Annotated in this window: 11 protein-coding genes; 8 read left to right on the top strand and 3 right to left on the bottom strand. The window is 72.0% G+C overall.

Annotated elements, in window-relative coordinates:
- Window positions 1-6: 6 nt before the first annotated feature.
- Window positions 7-672 (bottom strand): MOSC domain-containing protein, encoded by a 666-nt coding sequence (locus ACZ7J0_RS11790; protein ID WP_470886379.1) that lies wholly within the window; start codon window positions 670-672, stop codon window positions 7-9.
- Window positions 673-752: 80 nt separating this feature from the next.
- Here ACZ7J0_RS11790 and ACZ7J0_RS11785 point away from each other — a divergent pair, with 80 nt between their 5' ends.
- Complete coding sequence (locus ACZ7J0_RS11785) at window positions 753-1,646, top strand: LysR family transcriptional regulator (RefSeq protein WP_470886377.1); 894 nt, start codon at window positions 753-755, stop codon at window positions 1,644-1,646.
- A gap of 77 nt (window positions 1,647-1,723) precedes the next feature.
- On the opposite strand, the gene ACZ7J0_RS11780 is transcribed toward ACZ7J0_RS11785, so the two are convergent.
- On the bottom strand, window positions 1,724-2,053 hold the full coding sequence (locus tag ACZ7J0_RS11780) for a WhiB family transcriptional regulator (protein WP_470886376.1): 330 nt from the start codon (window positions 2,051-2,053) through the stop codon (window positions 1,724-1,726).
- A 458-nt stretch (window positions 2,054-2,511) separates the two neighbouring features.
- Here ACZ7J0_RS11780 and ACZ7J0_RS11775 point away from each other — a divergent pair, with 458 nt between their 5' ends.
- From ACZ7J0_RS11775 to ACZ7J0_RS11760, 4 genes are all read left to right on the top strand, one after another.
- Window positions 2,512-3,123, top strand: coding sequence for a response regulator transcription factor (locus ACZ7J0_RS11775; RefSeq protein ID WP_003948568.1), 612 nt, complete (start codon window positions 2,512-2,514; stop codon window positions 3,121-3,123).
- A 295-nt stretch (window positions 3,124-3,418) separates the two neighbouring features.
- Window positions 3,419-4,006, top strand: coding sequence for a sigma-70 family RNA polymerase sigma factor (locus tag ACZ7J0_RS11770; protein WP_470886374.1), 588 nt, complete (start codon window positions 3,419-3,421; stop codon window positions 4,004-4,006).
- A 127-nt stretch (window positions 4,007-4,133) separates the two neighbouring features.
- The gene (gene guaB / locus ACZ7J0_RS11765; protein ID WP_470886372.1) at window positions 4,134-5,639 is read left to right on the top strand and encodes an IMP dehydrogenase; all 1,506 of its coding nucleotides are present in this window, start codon (window positions 4,134-4,136) and stop codon (window positions 5,637-5,639) included.
- A gap of 104 nt (window positions 5,640-5,743) precedes the next feature.
- A complete protein-coding gene (locus tag ACZ7J0_RS11760) occupies window positions 5,744-6,868 on the top strand; it encodes a GuaB3 family IMP dehydrogenase-related protein (RefSeq protein ID WP_470886370.1) in 1,125 nt (374 codons plus the stop codon).
- 111 nt (window positions 6,869-6,979) lie between these two features.
- On the opposite strand, the gene ACZ7J0_RS11755 is transcribed toward ACZ7J0_RS11760, so the two are convergent.
- On the bottom strand, window positions 6,980-8,221 hold the full coding sequence (locus tag ACZ7J0_RS11755; protein ID WP_470886368.1) for a nucleotide sugar dehydrogenase: 1,242 nt from the start codon (window positions 8,219-8,221) through the stop codon (window positions 6,980-6,982).
- 268 nt (window positions 8,222-8,489) lie between these two features.
- Here ACZ7J0_RS11755 and ACZ7J0_RS11750 point away from each other — a divergent pair, with 268 nt between their 5' ends.
- From ACZ7J0_RS11750 to ACZ7J0_RS11740, 3 genes are all read left to right on the top strand, one after another.
- Window positions 8,490-10,196 (top strand): glycerol-3-phosphate dehydrogenase/oxidase, encoded by a 1,707-nt coding sequence (locus tag ACZ7J0_RS11750; protein WP_470886366.1) that lies wholly within the window; start codon window positions 8,490-8,492, stop codon window positions 10,194-10,196.
- A 366-nt stretch (window positions 10,197-10,562) separates the two neighbouring features.
- The gene (locus ACZ7J0_RS11745; protein ID WP_470886364.1) at window positions 10,563-13,112 is read left to right on the top strand and encodes a serine/threonine-protein kinase; all 2,550 of its coding nucleotides are present in this window, start codon (window positions 10,563-10,565) and stop codon (window positions 13,110-13,112) included.
- 137 nt (window positions 13,113-13,249) lie between these two features.
- A complete protein-coding gene (locus ACZ7J0_RS11740) occupies window positions 13,250-16,195 on the top strand; it encodes a protein kinase (RefSeq protein WP_470886362.1) in 2,946 nt (981 codons plus the stop codon).
- The last annotated feature ends 144 nt before the right edge of the window (window positions 16,196-16,339 follow it).

Raw genomic sequence — 16,339 nt, 5'->3', positions numbered from 1 at the left:
CCGCTCCTACTCCCCGTACTTGGCCGTGTGGGACCGCGCCACCTCCAGCAGCCCGGACTCCATCCACTCGGCCGCGACCAGCGTGCGCGGCAGCAGCGAGCGCTCGGTGGTCGCCGCCCGGTGCAGCAGTGACACGGTGATGTCGTGGGCCGGCCGGTGCACCACCCGGAGCGGGTCGCCCGCCGCGACCTCCCCGGGTTCGATCACCCGCAGCAGCGCGCCCGGTGCCCCCGCCCGAGTGAAGCGCCGCACCCAGCCCTTCTCGCCGAGGAAGCCGGCGAAGGTGCGGCAGGGGATGCGGCCCCCGGTCACCTCCAGGACCACGGACCCCGCCGCCCAGCGCTCCCCGATCAGCGCACCGTTCACATCGAGTCCGCTCGTGGTCAGGTTCTCCCCGAACTGTCCGTTGGAGAGAGGGCGTTCCAGCTCCTTCTCCCAGACGTCGAGATCCTCGCGCGCGAAGGCGTACACCGCGCGGTCGTCGCCGCCGTGGAACCGCAGGTCGCACACCGCGTCCCCGGCGACCCCGCTCGCCCCCGTCCCCTTGGCCCCCGGCGCCGAGATGGCGACCGGCCCCTCGACGGGCCGCTTGTCGACGCCCGTCGTTCCCGAGGGCGCATCGGTGTACTCCACGGGCCTCGCCTGCCCGACATTGACGCTCAGTACCTTCATAGCGGGCACCCTAAGTGACCGCCCCCAAAGAAGCAGTTCGGTATTCGGCGTCAAACCCAAGAGTCCCTTATGCTCAAGGAATGATCGAGGCCCGCCACCTGCGCGTCCTGCGCGCCGTCGCCGCCACCGGCTCCTTCTCCGCCGCCGCGCGCGAGCTGGGCTGCACGCAGCCCGCAGTCAGCCAGCAGATGAAGGCCCTCGAAACCTCCGCGGGCACCCCGCTCCTCATCCGTACGGGACGCGAGATGCGCCTCACCCAGGCGGGGGAGGCCCTCACCCGGCACGCGGCCGGCATCCTCGCCGGCCTCACCGCGGCCGAGGAGGAAGTGGCCGCCATCGCGGGTCTGCGGGCCGGCCGGGTCCGGCTGGTCTCCTTCCCGAGCGGCAGCTCCACGCTCGTCCCCACCGCGCTCGCCGCCCTGCGCGCGGCCCACCCCGGCACCCGCGTCTCGCTCGTGGAGGCCGAGCCGCCCCGCTCGGTGGACATGCTGCGCGAGGGCGACTGCGATGTGGCGCTGGCCTTCCGCTACGGCACGGGCGCCGCCGAATGGGACGACCTCGTCGTCCGCCCCCTGCTCGTCGACCGCCTCGTCGGCCTCGTCCCCGAGGGTCACCGGCTCGCCGAGGCCGGCTCCGTCTCCATCGGCGATCTGGCGGAGGAGCCCTGGATCGCCGGGTGTCCGCGCTGCCGCCGCCAGTTGATCGAGGTGTGCGAGAGCGCCGGTTTCACCCCGCGCATCGACTTCGCCACCGACGACTACCCCGCGGTGGTCGGTTTGGTCGGCGCCGGCCTGGGAGTGGCGGTACTGCCCGAGCTGGCCATCGAGTCGGTCCGCCCCAAGCGTGCGAGAACCGTGACCGTGGAACCCCCCGTGGAGCGCGAGATCGTCGCGCTCACCCTGCCGGACCTCGCGCAGGTGCCGGCCGTGGCCGCGACGCTGGATCAGCTGACCCGGGCCGCCGCGCGCGCGTAGAAGCCGCCCTTCCGGCCGACGGGGCCACCGGGTGCCGATGGCGACCCTCTGTGCAGATCCTGTGCAGAAACGTTCCTTCAGGTGCGCGTCGCGCCGGCCGTGCTCGAAGCGGCTGTGGTGATCAGACGGTTGCGCGCCCGACCCATGAGTTCCTCGCGTTCGTCCTCGGTGAGGCCGCCCCACACGCCGTAGGGCTCACGTACGGCGAGTGCGTGTGCCGCGCACTGCGCGCGTACCGGGCACCTCATGCAGACCTCTTTCGCCGAGTTCTCACGCGCACTCCGTGCCGCGCCGCGCTCTCCCTCGGGATGGAAGAACAGGGAACTGTCCACCCCCCGGCAGGCTGCGAGGAGTTGCCAGTCCCACAGGTCGGCGTTGGGTCCGGGAAGGCGGGAGAAATCTGCCATTGCGCTTGTCCCCTTGAAACCGTACTGAACGGATAGGTGGTGGGCGGGTTGATGGCTGATGTGTGGGGCCACTCGTGCCCGACGGGTCCGCCGACGGCCGACGGACGGCTGGTGGGTCTGATCCGACCGTACAACTACTGTCTAAGTAGATGTAAATATGACTCATTGCGAATCTAGCCATAGACACCACATAAAGGGAAGAAATCGGGCTAAATGGGGCATAGGTCTGAACAAGGGCGGACGACCTGCGGTGCTCTCCTGCGTGTGCGCTCCCTCACGTAGAGTGCCGAAGTCGGCCGTCCTACCCGTAACTCTTTCGAGTGACCGTCGTTGAGAGTGCGGAGGCGGTTGAGAGAACAAGCACTCGGGCAAGTGTCCGGGGGTGTCAACCGCACAGATGACGATACGTACCAGCCCTGGAGGCTCAAGGTGACGCGCATCAGCTGCGGAGGGCGGCCATGACATCCGTCCTCGTCTGCGACGACTCCCCGCTTGCCCGAGAGGCGCTTCGACGCGCGGTCGCGACCGTGCCCGGCGTCGAGCGCGTGACCACCGCGGCCAACGGCGAGGAAGTCCTCCGCCGCTGGGGTGCGGACCGCTCGGATCTTATTTTGATGGACGTGCGCATGCCCGGTCTGGGTGGCGTGGAAACCGTCCGCCGACTGCTCTCCGCCGACCCCGGCGCCCGCATCATCATGCTCACCGTCGCCGAGGACCTGGACGGTGTCGCGCTCGCGGTCGCCGCCGGTGCCCGCGGCTATCTGCACAAGGACGCCTCACGCGCCGAGTTGCGCGCGACCGTCACCCAGGCGCTGGCCGACCCGACGTGGCGGCTCGCTCCGCGCCGGCTCCGGTCGGCCGAGATGGGTGCGGCCCCGACGCTCACCGCGCGTGAGATCCAGGTGCTCGAGGGCATGAGCCACGGTCGGTCCAACGCGGAGATCGGGCGCGAGCTCTTCCTCTCCGAGGACACGGTCAAGACGCACGCCCGGCGACTGTTCAAGAAGCTGGGCGCCTCGGACCGGGCGCACGCCGTCGCGCTCGGCTTCCGCTGGGGCCTCGTCCGCTAGCGGTGACCGGTCGGATCCCCGTCCGCCGCCGGGCGGACGGGGCGGGTTCGGGCCTCCCTCGCGGGAGCCGCTCGCACCCCCGCTGCGGCAGTGGCTTCCGTCCCCGCCGCGGCGGCTTGTGTCACTTCCTCTCCGGATGCCGCATCCTTGAGGTGTGGAGTTCCTCGGGGACGAGTCGATCGAGCGGAAGGGGAGGGCGCGGGAGATGAGTTCCGGCGCACCTGCTCATAACGCTTCGGTGCACAACTACGGACGCGGTGCCGCGAATCCGCAGGCGCCAAGGCACCATGGAGCGATGCGTGACGACGAGGCTACGACTGCCCCTGGGGCTATCGGTGCACTCGTTCACCGTGCCGTCGAGGGCGACGAGCAGGCCACGCACGATCTTCTGGCCCATGTTCACCCCCTTGCGCTGCGCTATTGCCGCACGCGGTTGAACCGGCTGCCCGGTGATGCTCGCCACTTTGTCGAGGACCTCGCGCAGGAAGTCTGCGTCGCGGTGCTGATGGCTCTGCCGCGCTACAAGGACACCGGTCGGCCCTTCGAAGCGTTCGTCTTCGCCATCGCCGGGCACAAAGTCGCCGATCTGCAGCGGGCCGCCATGCGGCATCCCGGGTCCACCGCCGTGCCCTCCGACGAGATGCCGGAGCGGCCCGACGATTCCCTCGGTCCCGAGGAGCGGGCCCTGCTCAGCGATGACGCCGAGTGGGCCAAGCGGCTCCTCGCGAACCTGCCGGAGAACCAGCGGGAGCTCCTGGTGCTCCGCGTGGCCGTGGGGCTGACCGCCGAGGAGACCGGTCAGATGCTCGGGATGTCACCGGGGGCCGTACGGGTGGCTCAGCACCGTGCGCTCAGTCGGCTGAGGGCGCTGGCTGAGCAGTGACGTACGTCGCGGCTGCGCACGTATGAACGTACAAATCTTCCGGGTGATCTTGATCGTGGAATGAGACACCCTCGTAGCCCGTTAGCATGGACATCCGCACCGATCAAGGCCATTTGGGGAAGGTGTCATGACTGCAAACGTCGACGGAGTGCCCGAGAAATTCGCGACACTCGGGCTGACCTACGACGACGTGCTGCTGCTGCCGGGCGCGTCCGACATGGCGCCCGACCAGATCGACACCTCCTCGTACATCTCCAAGAACGTACGGGTGAACATCCCGCTCCTCTCGGCGGCGATGGACAAGGTCACCGAGGCCCGCATGGCGATCGCCATGGCGCGGCAGGGCGGCGTCGGCGTGCTGCACCGCAATCTCTCCATCGCCGACCAGGCCAACCAGGTCGACCTGGTGAAGCGCTCCGAGTCCGGCATGGTCACCGACCCGATCACGGTGCACCCCGACGCGACGCTCGGCGAGGCCGACGCGATCTGCGCCAAGTTCCGCATCAGCGGTGTCCCGGTCACGGACGCGGCGGGCAAGCTGCTCGGCATCGTCACCAACCGCGACATGGCCTTCGAGACGGACCGCACCCGTCAGGTGCGCGAGGTCATGACGCCGATGCCGCTGGTCACGGGCAAGGTCGGCATCTCCGGCGTGGACGCCATGGAGCTGCTGCGCCGCCACAAGATCGAGAAGCTGCCGCTGGTCGACGACGCCGGGCTGCTCAAGGGCCTCATCACCGTCAAGGACTTCGTCAAGGCCGAGAAGTACCCGAACGCCGCCAAGGACAAGGGCGGCCGGCTGCTCGTCGGCGCGGCCGTCGGTGTCGCCGGGGACGCCTACGAGCGCGCCCAGGCGCTGATCGAGGCCGGTGTCGACTTCATCGTCGTCGACACCGCGCACGGCCACTCCCGGCTGGTCGGCGACATGGTGGCCAAGATCAAGTCCAACTCCACCAGCGTCGACGTCATCGGCGGCAACATCGCCACCCGTGACGGCGCCCAGGCGCTGATCGACGCGGGCGTCGACGGCATCAAGGTGGGCGTGGGCCCGGGCTCCATCTGTACGACCCGGGTGGTCGCCGGCATCGGCGTCCCGCAGGTCACGGCGATCTACGAAGCCTCCCTCGCCGCCAAGGCGGCCGGTGTCCCGGTCATCGGCGACGGCGGTCTGCAGTACTCGGGCGACATCGCCAAGGCCCTGGTCGCCGGCGCGGACACGGTGATGCTCGGCTCGCTGCTGGCGGGCTGCGAGGAGTCCCCGGGCGAGCTGCTCTTCATCAACGGCAAGCAGTTCAAGTCGTACCGCGGCATGGGCTCGCTCGGCGCCATGCAGTCCCGTGGCGAGCAGCGCTCCTTCTCCAAGGACCGCTACTTCCAGGAGGGCGTCGCCTCCGACGAGAAGCTGGTGCCCGAGGGCATCGAGGGCCAGGTGCCCTACCGCGGACCTCTCTCCGCCGTCGTCCACCAGCTCGTGGGTGGTCTGCGCCAGTCGATGTTCTATGTCGGCGGCCGGACGGTGCCGGAGCTTCAGACGAACGGCCGGTTCGTGCGGATCACCTCCGCGGGTCTCAAGGAGAGCCACCCGCACGACATCCAGATGACGGTCGAAGCGCCGAACTACAGCAGGAAGTAGCGCCGACCCGGTGAGGGGCGGTCCCGGCATGCGGCCGGGACCGCCCCTCACGCGTGTGTCGGGGATACTGGTAGGCGCAGACGTAGAGGGAAAGGCCACACATCGTGACTGAGATCGAGATCGGGCGCGGCAAGCGCGGCCGCAGGGCGTACGCGTTCGACGACATCGCCGTCGTCCCGAGCCGGCGCACCCGGGACCCGAAGGAGGTCTCGATCGCCTGGCAGATCGACGCCTACCGGTTCGAGCTGCCGTTCCTGGCCGCCCCCATGGACTCGGTGGTCTCCCCGCAGACCGCCATCCGCATCGGTGAGCTCGGCGGGCTCGGCGTGCTGAACCTCGAGGGTCTGTGGACCCGCTACGAGGACCCGCAGCCGCTGCTCGACGAGATCGCGGAGATGGAGGAGGAGACCGCGACCCGCCGTCTGCAGGAGATCTACTCCGCTCCCATCAAGGAAGAGCTGATCGGGCAGCGCATCAAGGAGGTGCGCGACTCGGGTGTGGTCACCGCCGCCGCGCTCTCCCCGCAGCGCACCGCGCAGTTCTCCAAGGCCGTCGTCGACGCCGGTGTGGACATCTTCGTCATCCGCGGTACGACGGTCTCCGCCGAGCACGTCTCCGGCGCCGCCGAGCCGCTGAACCTGAAGCAGTTCATCTACGAGCTGGACGTCCCGGTCATCGTCGGCGGCTGCGCCACCTACACCGCCGCCCTGCACCTGATGCGCACGGGCGCGGCGGGTGTGCTGGTCGGCTTCGGCGGTGGCGCCGCGCACACCACCCGCAACGTGCTGGGCATCCAGGTGCCGATGGCGACCGCGGTCGCCGATGTGGCCGCGGCCCGCCGCGACTACATGGACGAGTCCGGCGGCCGCTATGTGCACGTCATCGCGGACGGTGGCGTGGGCTGGTCGGGTGACCTGCCGAAGGCCATCGCGTGCGGTGCCGACTCGGTGATGATCGGCTCCCCGCTGGCCCGCGCGACGGACGCGCCGGGCAAGGGCCACCACTGGGGCATGGAGGCCGTCCACGAGGACGTGCCGCGCGGCAAGCTGGTGGACCTGGGCATCGTCGGCACGACCGAGGAGATCCTCGCCGGTCCCTCGCACTCGCCGGACGGGTCGATGAACTTCTTCGGCGCGCTGCGCCGGGCGATGGCGACGACGGGCTACAGCGAGCTCAAGGAGTTCCAGCGCGTCGAGGTGACGGTGGCGGACTCGCAGCACAGCCGCTGACGTTCCGCGGACATACGGAAGGGGCCCCGCACCGACTGGTGCGGGGCCCCTTCCGTATGCGTGGACCGGCGGGGCCCTTCGGTCTGGTCGTGGTCCGGCGAAGGACACGGGTCACAGACGGTGGGCCGCCCCCGCCGGGGTCGCCCCCCGGGTGTCGAGGAGGAGTTGGGCCTTCACCGCGAGGCCCTGGAGGTCGTACGTGCGGTGGTGCTGGAGCAGGATCGTCAGGTCGGCGTGGGCCGCGGCTTCGTACAGAGAGTCCGCCCGGGGGACGGGGGCCTCGCCCACGCGCCAGTCGGGGACGTAGGGGTCGTGGTAGCTCACCACCGCGCCCAGGTCCATCAGCCGGCGGCCGATCTCGTCAGCCGGGGAGCCCTCGCGGTCGGCGAGGTCCGGTTTGTAGGTGACACCGAGCAGCAGGACACGTGCGCCGCGGACGGATTTGCCGTGCTCGTTGAGGAGGGTGGCGCTGCGCTGGATCACGTACTGCGGCATGCGTTCGTTGACCTGGGCCGCCAGCTCGACCATGCGCAGCGGGCGGTGGGCGCCGATGGTGTCCACGGGGACGCCGTGGCCTCCGACGCCGGGGCCCGGGCGGAAGGCCTGGAAGCCGAAGGGCTTGGTCTCGGCGCAGCGGATGACGTCCCAGAGGTCGACGCCGAGGTCGTGGCAGAGCACGGCCATCTCGTTGACGAGGGCGATGTTGACGTGGCGGAAGTTGGTTTCCAGGAGCTTGACCGTCTCGGCCTCGCGAGGGCCGCGCGCGCGGACGACCTTGTCGGTGAGGCGGCCGTAGAAGGCGGCGGCGGCTTCGGTGCAGGCCGGCGTGAGGCCGCCGATGACCTTGGGCGTCGCCGCGAAGCCGTGGGCGCGGTTGCCGGGGTCGAGGCGCCCGGGGGAGTAGGCGAGCTGGAAGTCACGGCCCGCGCGCAGACCCGAGGCCTCTTCGAGGAGGGGGCGGAGGAATTCCTCGGTGGTGCCGGGGTGCACAGGTGATTCGAGCAGCACGGTGGTGTGCGGGCGCATGCGCGTTCCGAGTGCGCGAGCGGCGTCCGCGACGGCCGTGAGGTCGAGGGTGTGGTCGGCGCCGAGGGCGGTGGGGGCGCAGATGACGGCGGTACGGACCCGGCCGAGCTCGACCGGGTTGGTGGTGGGACGGAAGCCTCCCGCGAGCATCCGGCGGATCTCGGAGGCGGTGAGGGAGCCGTCGACGGGTGGGCGTCCGGCGCAGAGCTCGGCGACGGGGCGCGGGTCGGTGTCGTAGCCGATGGTGTCGATACCCGCGGCGACGGCGGCCTGGGCGAGAGGGAGTCCGAGGTGGCCGAGGCCGATGACGGCGAGATCAGCGGGCATGGAGGAGGGCCGTCCTTCCCAGTAGCCGGAGGGGACGAAGCGCGCAAGCCCTGTGGACAGAATGGGGCGAACGCAATGTCAGACTAGGCGTAAATATGACCGATATGCGGCATTGCGCTGTCGTGTGTGCGCCGAGTGTTGATCTGCCGGGCCCCTCGCGTCACCCCCAGGGACCCCGGGGATATCCACAGGCGGTGGCTGAAGTCGGTGAGCGGGGACAGAATCGAGTCTGTGAGCCCGACCACGTGGGGGACGACGGGAGGCAGCGGTGAGGACAGCGACACTGGGACCCGCGGAGCGCGCCGAGGCGCTCGCGGCCATGGCCGAGGGTGAACTGGACGTGCTGGTCGTGGGCGCCGGCGTGGTCGGAGCCGGGACCGCCCTCGACGCGGCGACGCGAGGACTCGCCACCGGGCTCGTCGAAGCGCGCGACTGGGCCTCGGGCACCTCCAGCCGGTCGAGCAAGCTCATCCACGGCGGCCTGCGCTATCTGGAGATGCTGGACTTCGCGCTGGTCCGGGAGGCGCTGAAGGAGCGCGGGCTGCTGCTCGAGCGGCTGGCCCCTCATCTGGTGAAGCCGGTGCCGTTCCTCTATCCGCTCCAGCACAAGGGCTGGGAGCGTCTCTACGCCGGATCGGGTGTCGCGCTCTACGACGCGATGTCGGTGTCGTCGGGCCACGGCCGCGGGCTTCCGGTCCACCGTCACCTGTCACGCCGTCACGCGTTGCGGGTGGCGCCCTGCCTGAAGAAGGACGCCCTGGTCGGCGCCCTTCAGTACTACGACGCCCAGATGGACGACGCGCGCTTCGTGACGACGCTCGTGCGGACCGCCGCCTCCTACGGCGCGAAGGTCGCCAGCCGGGCGCGGGTCGTCGGCTTCCTGCGCGAGGGGGAGAGGGTGGTCGGCGCTCGGGTGCAGGACGTCGAGGCCGGCGGGGAGTACGAGATCCGGGCCAAGCAGATCGTGAACGCGACCGGCGTGTGGACGGACGACACACAGGCGCTGATCGGGGAGCGGGGGCAGTTCCATGTGCGGGCTTCGAAGGGCATCCATCTGGTGGTGCCGAAGGACCGGATTCACTCGAATACCGGATTGATCCTGAGGACCGAGAAGTCGGTGCTGTTCGTGATCCCGTGGGGACGGCACTGGATCGTGGGGACCACGGACACCGACTGGGATCTGGACAAGGCGCACCCGGCCGCGTCGAGCGCCGACATCGACTACCTGCTGCAGCACGTCAACTCGGTCCTGTCGGTGCCGCTCACCCGGGACGACGTGGAGGGGGTGTACGCGGGGCTGCGGCCGCTGCTCGCGGGGGAGTCGGACGCGACCAGCAAGCTGTCGCGGGAGCACACCGTGGCGCACCCGGTGCCAGGCATGGTCGTCGTCGCCGGCGGCAAGTACACGACCTACCGGGTCATGGCCAAGGACGCCGTCGACGAGGCCGTGCACGGGCTCGACCAGCGGGTGGCGGCCTGCGTGACCGAGGACGTGCCCCTGCTCGGCGCCGAGGGATACCGCGCGCTGTGGAACGCACGGGCGAGGATCGCGGCCCGGACGGGGCTCCATGTGGTGCGCGTGGAGCATCTGCTCAACCGGTTCGGTTCCATGGCGGAGGAGGTACTGGAACTGATCGCCGCGGACCCGAGTCTGGGCGAGCCCCTGGCGGCGGCCGACGACTATCTGCGGGCCGAGGTCGTCTACGCGGCCTCGCACGAGGGAGCGCGCCATCTGGACGACGTACTGACCCGGCGTACCCGAGTCTCCATCGAGACGTTCGACCGAGGGACGCGCAGCGCGCGCGAGTGCGCCGAACTGATGGCCCCGGTCCTGGGCTGGGACGAGGGGCAGATCGACAAGGAGGTGGCGCACTACGAGAAGCGCGTCGAGGCGGAGCGGGAGTCGCAGCGGCAGCCCGACGACCTGACGGCCGACGCGGCGCGCCTGGGTGCGCCGGACATCGTTCCGATCTAGTCCACGCGGTGCGCGGGCCCGGGCGGAGGACGTCGGGGGCATATGCCGTGCCCCTATGTCGCCCATTCTCCGTGGCGCGTGCGGGAGTTGATGCGCGTGGTGCTTCGGGGCCCGGGCGGCCCAGGCGCGCGGGGGCGTGCCCGGTGACCGCCGGCGCCGGGAGGGGCCCGGCCGGGCGGCCGTGACCTGCGCCCCGCGGGGTGGCATGGTGGGAACCGCCCACCGCGCAGCCGTCGTGTCGGAGTGCGGACCCGGGAGCAGTGCCGGTCCCGGGGTGAGGGACAATGGACCCTCTTCCAGGGCGGGTTACCGCATCGCGCGGGAGCGGCAGGCGCGGGCGAAGATCAGGGATCGCAGAGGGGACGCATGTCGGAGGCGGAGCAGTCGCGGGACACGGCGCGGGAACCTCGGCGGGACGCGGTGACGGGCGTCGAGCCGGACAGCGGTTCGGACGCCGGGCGGGGTGCCGGAACCACCCGTGACGGGGACGGCGTTCCCGCACAGCGGGACGGGGAACCCGACACGGGGGTCGGTGCGCAGACCGCCCCGAAGTCGGGCACGGAAGCGGTGAAGCCGGACACGGAGGCTGACGGGGCGTCGGCGCTGTCGGCGGGTGTGCCGTCGGGCGACGGCGGGCCTGACGGGGAGTCCGACGCGCCGTCGGACGAGGGCGCGTCGCAGGGCGAGGGTCCTGCGGCGGACGCGACCCCCGTGCTGGACAAGGGCCCCGCGGCCGGCGCGAGCCCCATACAGGACAAGCGTCCCGCGCTGGACAAGAGTCCCGCGCCGGACGCGGCCCCCGTTCAGGGCAAGGGCCCCGCGCCGGACGCGAACCCCGCCCAGGGCAAGGGCCCCGTGGCGGACGCGGACCCCGCGAGCCCCGTGGGCGGCGGTGCCGGTGGCGCGAAGAAGGCCGTGCTCTCCAAGGCGGACGCCCCGGTGCGGGCCGACGCCAAGACCAAGGTGAGCAAGTCGGGCACGCCGTCGGCAGCCCAGGGTGGGACCGCCGAAGGACGGCTCCTGGCCGGCCGCTACCGGCTCGGCGGTGTCCTCGGGCGTGGCGGCATGGGCACGGTCTGGCGTGCCGTCGACGAGACGCTCGGACGGACCGTCGCGGTCAAGGAACTCCGGTTTCCGGGCGCCATCGACGAGGACGAGAAGCGCCGGCTGATCACCCGGACCCTGCGCGAGGCCAAGGCGATCGCCCGCATCCGCAACAACGGCGCCGTGACCGTCTACGACGTCGTGGACGAGGACGACCGGCCGTGGATCGTCATGGAGCTCATCGAGGGCAAGTCCCTCGCCGACGCCATCCGCGAGGACGGCACGCTGACCCCGCGCCGCGCCGCAGAGGTGGGGCTCGCGATCCTCGACGTACTGCGCTCCGCGCACCGCGAGGGCATCCTGCACCGCGATGTGAAGCCGTCCAATGTGCTGATCGCCGAGGACGGCCGGGTCGTGCTGACCGACTTCGGTATCGCGCAGGTCGAGGGCGACCCCTCGATCACCTCGACCGGCATGCTCGTCGGCGCGCCCTCCTACATCTCGCCCGAGCGGGCACGCGGCCACAGGCCGGGCCCGGCGGCGGACATGTGGTCGCTGGGCGGCCTGCTGTACGCGAGCCTCGAGGGCAGCCCGCCCTACGACAAGGGCTCCGCCATCGCGACGCTGACGGCGGTCATGACCGAGCCGGTCGACCCGCCCAAGAACGCGGGACCGCTGCTGGAGGAGGTCATCTACGGCCTGCTCGCCAAGGATCCCGAGCAGCGGCTCGACGACGCAGGGGCACGGGCGCTGCTCAGCGCGGTCGTCAACGGGCCCGCGGAGCCCGTCGCAGCCGAGCCGGAGCCGTCGCCCGAGGCCACCCGGGTCGTCGCGCTGCCCCCGGTTCCGCCCGCCCCCGAAGGCCGGGCCAAGGACAAGGCCAAGGAGGCCGCCGACGTTGCCGCGGAGCGGATGCGCGGCGCGCTGAAGTCCGTACGGAACGCCGCGGCGGCCGCGACCGCCGCCGCCACCGCGGCCGCGAAGCCCGAACAGAAGCAGTCGCTGTCGCAAACCGGCGGGCGACCGGGCCGTCCCGCGCCCGTGCGGGCGCCGATCACCGATGTGGTGCCCCGTCGGACCCTGGTGATCATCGCGGTCGTCGTGGTGCTCGCCGTGCTCTCCACCGTCCTGTACCTCGCCTTCGGCGGGGACGACACCACCAGCCAGGGCAAGGGCAAGGACGACAAGGCCGCTTCGGCCGGTGCCTCCACCGGCGGCGGTTACGCCCAGGGCACGGACCGGAACGGCAAGACCAGCGGCGGCGGTCGGAGCACCGGTGGCGGGGACGGGACACAGCCCGGCAAGGACGGCTCGACCGGCGCCACCACCGGCGACGGCAAGGCGACCGGCGGCACAGGAGGGACCGGCGGCGCCGGCGGCACAGGTGGCACGGCCCGCGGCGGCAGTGCGGTGCTTCCGGCGGGGTACGTCATGGTGACCAACGCGCGGTTCCACTTCTCGATGGCGATGCCCAAGGCCTTCCGGATGACCGGAATAGCGGGTCGGAACTCCGGCGGGATCTTCAGCGCTTCCGGCGGTTTCCCCCGCGTCCAGGTCGACTTCAACGCCAGCCCCAAGAACGACGCGGCCGGCGCCTGGACGGCGGCCGTCAGCGGGGTGGCCGCCAGCAGCGACGGCTACCAGCACCACGGGATAAAGACCGTCTCGTACAAGGGCTACCCGACCGTCGCCGACTGGCAGTTCGAGCGCAACCAGGGCGGTACGCGCGTCATGGTCCTCAACCGCGGCTTCAAGGTGGACGCCAAGCACGGCTACTCCATCATGATCAGCTGCAAGTCCAGTGAGTGGAACGCCGCCGAGTGCAAGACGCTGCGTGATACGGCGTTCGCGACGTTCAGCCCCAAGGACTGACCAAGGCCACGTATCGTGAGAGCCCGGGGACCGTACGCAGCCGAACAGAGCCGTTAACTGCACGGGACCGGATCGCAATTGACGGTTTCGTGCTGAACTACGGGACCTGGGGGACAGCGCGCTCGTGGGGAGGCGTCATGGACGACTACGCGGGAAGGGTGCTCGCCGACCGCTACCGCCTTCCGTTGCCGCCTTCGGACGAGTACGAACTGGTCGAAACACGGGCGTTTGACACGTACAGCGGGCAGGAAGTACTCGTCCGCCAGCTGCCGTTGCCGGAGGTCGTCGACGCCGAGGTGCTCGACGCGGACGGATCGACGGGGTACGCGCCGCGACGGGCGTCCGGGCGTACGACCCGGCGGCCGACGGATCCCGCCGTACGGCGGGCCATCGAAGCGGCACAGGCGGCGGCGCAGATCCCCGACCACCCTCGGCTCGACCAGGTCTTCGACGTCTTCGCCGAGGGCGGCTCGCTCTGGATAGTGAGTGAACTGGTCGCGGCCCGGCCGCTCGCGGCGCTCCTCGCCGAGCGGCCCCTGAACCCGTATCGGGCGGCGGAGATCGGCGCGGACGTCCTCACCGCCCTCCGGGTGCTCCACGCGCACGGCTGGACCCACCGGAACATCACCGTCCGCACGGTCCTCGTCTGCGACGACGGACGGGTCGTCCTGACCGGGCTGGCCGCCGGCGCGGCGGAGGAGGCGCTCTGCGGGTACGCGCCGGTACCGGACGCCGACGACGACCAGGCTCCGGGAGACCCGGGCGCCAACGCTCCGAGCTACGGCGCGAGCACCAACGACTCGGGCGGCTACGGCACGGACGGTCACGGCCCGGACGGCTACGGCACAGGCGCAGGCGAATACCCGCGCGCCCTCGACCCCAGCGCCCTCGACCCCAGCGCCCACGACCCCAGCGCCCACGACCCCCGCGCCCTCGACCCGGGCTACGCCGCCGGCGGCTACGACACGCACGACGGTTCCCCGGGCGGCCCGCGTGTCCCCGGGGCGCGGCCCGAGTTGTCGGCTGCCGGTACCGAGGGGACCCCGGCGCCTCCCTCGGCGGACGTACGAGCCGCGCGCGCGGGCGCCATCGCCGCGTACCGGGCGGGAGCCCGGGCCGCGGCGCGCCTCAGCGAAGCCCAAGAGGGCAAGCAGAGCCATGAGAACCACGAGGGCCACCAGAGCCGAGAAGCCCACCAGGGCGCCCCGGGCGCTCCCCGGGCCGGCGGCCCGCTGCCGCTTCCCGGCGCCCGTTCCGCGGACGGCGGCACGCCCTACGACCCCCAGTGGTGGTCCCAGGCCGTGGACGACGATGACGCCGCCGACGACGACGGCGCCGAGGGCGGCCCGGACGGGGGCGTCGACGACGGCCACGGCGGCGGACCGCGGCGGGCGCTGCTCGCCGGGGTCTGGAACGACCGCCCGTCGGCGGGCCGGGACGGTGCCCGCTCGCTGCCGGCCGGTGGCGGAGGACTGCCCGCCGCTGGACGTCCCGCCCTCCCGACGGGCTACCGGTCGAGCGCCGCCACCCCGCCCCCGCGCGACAGCGGCCGAGACGCCCTGAAGGCCGACTCGCAGCGGGCCGACGTACAGCGGGGCCAGGCGGCCCCGGCCGAACCGGCCCGTGCCGGCGGCCGCTGGGACGACGTCGTGGCCGGAGGCCGGGCGCCCGCCTACCGGGGCCCCGCCACGCCCCTCGCCGCCGAGCGGGCCCGGCAGGCCCGGATCGCCGTGGTGGGTGCCGTCACCGAGCGCTGGGCGCCCGAGCAGGCCGGCCCCGTCCACGAGAACTGGCAGCTGGCCCCGCCCATCGGCCCCTCCACCGACCTCTGGGCGCTCGGCGCGCTGCTCTACCGCGCCGTCCAGGGCCACGCCCCGTACCCCGAGGAGAGTGCGGCCGAGCTGGTCCAGCTCGTCTGCGCCGAGCCCCCCGCCTTCGCCGAGGAGTGCGGGCCGCTGCGCCCGATCGTCGAGTCACTGCTGCGCCAGGACCCGACCGAGCGGCCGGACTTCGAGGAACTGCGTGGCTGGCTGCGCTCGCTCGTGCGGTCCGCGCCCGAGCCCGAGGTGGGCACGGAGGCCGTACCGCTGCCGTCCTTCGACGGCACGCGGCTGCCCATCGTGCGCCGCCGCGGCGAGCTGGTGCGCAAGCGCCGTGGCGGAGGGGTCTCCACCCACGGCCGTCATCGCCACAAGAAGGCCAAGGAGCCCCGGCGGACGCGCGAGCGCGCCCCGCGGGCCGACCGGGCCACCGCGTACAGCGGGTCGGAAGCCCGCGGCCGTTCGGAGGCGTACGGCCGGTCCGACCCCTACGGCCGGCCCGAGGGCTACAGCCGTCCCGAGACGCCCGGCAGGCCGCTGCGGCCTGGCCGTTCGGAGCCGCCGCGCCGCGGGCCGCGCTCCCTGGGGCGTCTGCTGCTGGTCCTGATCCTGCTCCTGCTGGTCGGGGCCGTCGTGTACGCCGTGAAGTTCATGCCCACCTCGGACCAGGACCGGCCGGGCGGGCAGACGCCCGGCAGCGGGCAGTCCCCGTCGTCCCAGCAGCCCGGCGGGCAGCCCAGCAGCCCGTCCCGGCCGAGTGGGCAGGGCAGTACGACCCCCGGCACACCTCCGACGCCGGGCCGCCCCCTGGCCGCCGGGTACACCCTGCGCGAGGATCCCGAGGGCTTCCGGATCGGCGTCGACAAGAAGTGGCAGCGCAGCCCGATCAACGACGCGGGGCAAGTCCGCTACAACGGCAATGGCTTCACCCTGCTCGTGGTCCCGGGCCGGGACACCGTCCAGACGGGCGGCTCCGATCCCATGACGTACCAGCGCACCAAGGAGCGCGAGCTCCAGCCCTGGCGCGACTCCTCCTGGTCGAGCGCCTCCGGGCTGCGACGGATCGACGTGGGTCAGCAGGCCATGGCCGAGGGGCAGTTCACCTGGCAGGACAGCAGCGGCCGTGAGGTGTACGTACGGAACCTGGCGATGATCGTCGGCGGCCGGTACCACGTCATCCAGGTCGTCGGCCCGGAGAGCCAGCGCGACAAGGTGTCCGAGATCTACCAACAGGCCGTCCAGGAGTACCGCCCCACGCGCTGAGCCACTCGCTCCGGGGTCGGCGCCCCGTCCGTCGCAGCCCGTCGGCGCTCCGTCGCAGAGCGCGGCAGACCGGCCCGTTGCCCGTAACAGTGCGGTTTCCTTTGCCTGCCCCGAGGTTCCGCCTTCCGCACCCCCCTCCGTAAC

Source organism: Streptomyces sp. NPDC038280 (genome assembly GCF_055600045.1).
The sequence above is the reverse complement of the archived record's forward strand: the minus strand, read 5'-3'. Positions and strand labels throughout refer to the sequence as shown.

Coding starts and splice junctions, on each gene's coding strand:
- ACZ7J0_RS11790 (WP_470886379.1), bottom strand. CDS start 672: ATGAAGGTACTGAGCGTCAATGTCGGGCAGGCGAGGCCCGTGGAGTAC.
- ACZ7J0_RS11785 (WP_470886377.1), top strand. CDS start 753: ATGATCGAGGCCCGCCACCTGCGCGTCCTGCGCGCCGTCGCCGCCACC.
- ACZ7J0_RS11780 (WP_470886376.1), bottom strand. CDS start 2,053: ATGGCAGATTTCTCCCGCCTTCCCGGACCCAACGCCGACCTGTGGGAC.
- ACZ7J0_RS11775 (WP_003948568.1), top strand. CDS start 2,512: ATGACATCCGTCCTCGTCTGCGACGACTCCCCGCTTGCCCGAGAGGCG.
- ACZ7J0_RS11770 (WP_470886374.1), top strand. CDS start 3,419: ATGCGTGACGACGAGGCTACGACTGCCCCTGGGGCTATCGGTGCACTC.
- guaB (WP_470886372.1), top strand. CDS start 4,134: ATGACTGCAAACGTCGACGGAGTGCCCGAGAAATTCGCGACACTCGGG.
- ACZ7J0_RS11755 (WP_470886368.1), bottom strand. CDS start 8,221: ATGCCCGCTGATCTCGCCGTCATCGGCCTCGGCCACCTCGGACTCCCT.
- ACZ7J0_RS11745 (WP_470886364.1), top strand. CDS start 10,563: ATGTCGGAGGCGGAGCAGTCGCGGGACACGGCGCGGGAACCTCGGCGG.
- ACZ7J0_RS11740 (WP_470886362.1), top strand. CDS start 13,250: ATGGACGACTACGCGGGAAGGGTGCTCGCCGACCGCTACCGCCTTCCG.